2 rRNA genes are annotated in these 3,323 nt (G+C 53.4%); both read right to left on the reverse strand.

The window, feature by feature from the left end:
- Positions 1-57: 57 nt before the first annotated feature.
- A 5S ribosomal RNA gene (gene rrf / locus CLV48_RS20330) occupies positions 58-169 on the reverse strand.
- A 177-nt stretch (positions 170-346) separates the two neighbouring features.
- Positions 347-3,224 (reverse strand): 23S ribosomal RNA (locus tag CLV48_RS20335).
- Between the last annotated feature and the right edge of the window lie 99 nt (positions 3,225-3,323).

The following is a 3,323-nucleotide window of genomic DNA, read 5'->3' on the forward strand; positions in this document are numbered from 1 at the left end:
CGCTTCCCGCTTCTCCCATAAACGCCAAAAGCCAGCATTGCTGCTGGCTCTGTAATAATGTGGCGGCGGCCTACTCTCCCGGGTGTAACCCCAGTACCATCGGCGCTGCAGGGCTTAACTTCTCTGTTCGGGATGGGAAGAGGTGGGACCCCTGCGCTGGGCCGCCTATGCTTTTAGATATAAGACTGAAGACACAAGACATAAGACTCAGCTTTGTCTGACTTCCGGTCCATATATTCAATATCTTAAGTTCTGCTGACGTGTACCGAGTCCCAAGTCTTGTATCTTGTGTCTCGTGTCTCACGTCTAATTTGATCATGTTTCGCGGAAAATGCAACAGTCAGACTTCTGTAAGCTTTCGGGCTATTAGTACTGCTCGGCTTTGTCATTACTGACTTTACACCTGCAGCCTATCAACGTCATCGTCTCTGACGGCCCTGTTCGGAAGTCTCATCTCGGAGGGAGTTTCGCACTTAGATGCTTTCAGCGCTTATCTCTTCCCGACGTAGCTACCCGGCAGTGCAGTTGGCACCACAACCGGTACACCAGCGGTCAGTCCAACCCGGTCCTCTCGTACTAAGGTCAGGTCTCCTCAAACTTCCCACGCCCGCAACAGATAGGGACCGAACTGTCTCACGACGTTCTGAACCCAGCTCGCGTGCCACTTTAATCGGCGAACAGCCGAACCCTTGGGACCTTCTCCAGCCCCAGGATGTGACGAGCCGACATCGAGGTGCCAAACCTCCCCGTCGATATGAGCTCTTGGGGGAGATCAGCCTGTTATCCCCAGAGTACCTTTTATCCTTTGAGCGACGGCCTTTCCATGCAGTACCGCCGGATCACTATACCCGTGTTTCCACCCTGTTCGGCTTGTCGGCCTCACAGTCAAGCTCCCTTATGCTATTGCACTCCGCGCACGGTTACCAAGCGTGCTGAGGGAACCTTTGGAAGCCTCCGTTATCCTTTTGGAGGCGACCACCCCAGTCAAACTACCCACCAAGCAATGTCTCCCGAAAAATCGGGATTAGATACCAGGCAAACAAAGGGCGGTATTTCAACAGCGGCTCCACCATGCCTGGCGACACAGTCTCACAGCCTCCCGCCTATCCTACACATCGTTTACCCGATACCAATGCTAAGCTGCAGTAAAGGTTCATGGGGTCTTTCCGTCCCGTTGCGGGTACACGGCATCTTCACCGTGACTACAATTTCACCGAGCTCATGGCTGAGACAGCGCCCAGATCGTTACACCATTCGTGCAGGTCGGAACTTACCCGACAAGGAATTTCGCTACCTTAGGACCGTTATAGTTACGGCCGCCGTTTACCGGGGCTTCAATTCAATGCTTCCCTTGCGGTAACATCCCCTCTTAACCTTCCGGCACCGGGCAGGTGTCAGGCCTTATACATACTCTTTCGAGTTCGCAAAGCCATGTGTTTTTGCTAAACAGTCGCCTGGGCCTTTTCACTGCGGCCCCCCTTATGGAGGGCGCCCCTTCTCCCGAAGTTACAGGGCAATTTTGCCGAGTTCCTTAGCCATGACTCACTCGAGCACCTCAGGATCCTCTCCTTGACCACCTGTGTCGGTTTGCGGTACGGGCGTACATACGCTTATCGCCAGAAGTTTTTCTTGGAAGCCCTTAGGGACACTATCCGCTCCCCCGGAGGGTCGCGGTACTGTCAGGTTCGGCTGGATCTGCGCATTTCACTGCAGATACAATACCTACACCCTTTAACGCGGTATTCCGTCACCGCGCGGTCCTTTCATCACTCCGTCACTCCGTCACCTGTATGTACGGTATGGGAATATTAACCCATTTGCCATCGGAATCCCCTTTCGGGTTATCCTTAGGTCCCGACTGACCCTGATCCGATTAACGTTGATCAGGAAACCTTGGTCTATCGGTGTGGGGGTTTCACGCCCCCATTATCGTTACTTATGCCTACATTTGCTTTTCCAAACGCTCCAGCGCACATCACCATGCACATTCTCCGCTGTTTGGAATGCTCCCCTACCATCCCGATAAATCGGGATCCTACGCTTCGGTATTACACTTGATGCCCGTTTATTATCGACGCCCTGCCGCTCGACCAGTGAGCTGTTACGCACTCTTTAAAGGAATAGCTGCTTCCAAGCTAACCTCCTGGCTGTCTCTGCAGCTGGACCACCTTTGTTCAACTTAGTGTAAATTTCGGGACCTTAGCGGTAGGTCCGGGTTCTTTCCCTCTCGGACTCGGACCTTAGCACCCAAGCCCTCACTGCCGTTACAGTATCGACGCATTCGGAGTTCGTCAGGATTTGGTAGGATGTGACTCCCCCTAGTCCTATCGGTAGCTCTACCTCATCGATACTTTCCACGACGCTGTTCCTAAAAACATTTCGGGGAGTACGAGCTATTTCTCAGTTTGATTGGCCTTTCACCCCTACCCACAGCTCATCCGGAAGCTTTTCAACGCTTATCGGTTCGGCCCTCCAGTACGTGTTACCGCACCTTCAGCCTGGCCATGGGTAGATCACAAAGTTTCGCGTCTGCCGCCACTGACTCAACGCCCTGTTCAGACTCGCTTTCGCTCCGGCTGCGGACCTTAAGCCCTTAACCTCGCCAGTGACGCGCAACTCGTAGGCTCATTATGCAAAAGGCACGCCGTCATCCCGATACATATCGGGACTCCGACCGCTTGTAAGCGCACGGTTTCAGGTTCTGTTTCACCCCGTTATTCACGGTACTTTTCACCTTTCCCTCACGGTACTTGTACACTATCGGTCTCCATGTAGTATTTAGCCTTACCGGATGGTGCCGGCAAATTCAACCGGGATTTCTCCTGTCCCGGCCTACTCAGGATACCCGCCGATATGATCTTGCTTCCCTTACGGGGCCCTCACCCTCTATGGCCGCACTTCCCAGTACGTTCAGGTCACATTCACATATCTTGCGCAGGTCCTATAACCCCGTACGTGCCGTAACACGCGCGGTTTGGGCTGCTCCGCTTTCGCTCGCCACTACTCACGGAATCACTCTTGTTTTCTCTTCCTCTGCCTACTTAGATGTTTCAGTTCGGCAGGTTCGCCTCCATTTCTGGATACCACTGTCGTGGTGGGTTGCCCCATTCGGAAATCTGTGGATCAGCCCCCCTTGCAGGTCCCCACAGCTTATCGCAGCTTGGCACGTCCTTCCTCGCCTCATGGAGCCCAGGCATCCCCCGTGCGCCCTTGTTCACTTACTCTTAACATATGGCCCCCTTTTGCAAAGGCCACATGCAGTCTTAAGACAGGTATTAACCCGTCCTGTTGCATTCTCCGCTCAACATGTCAAAGAACTTTGT

The organism is Cecembia rubra (assembly GCF_003014575.1).
Lineage (GTDB): Bacteria > Bacteroidota > Bacteroidia > Cytophagales > Cyclobacteriaceae > Cecembia_A > Cecembia_A rubra.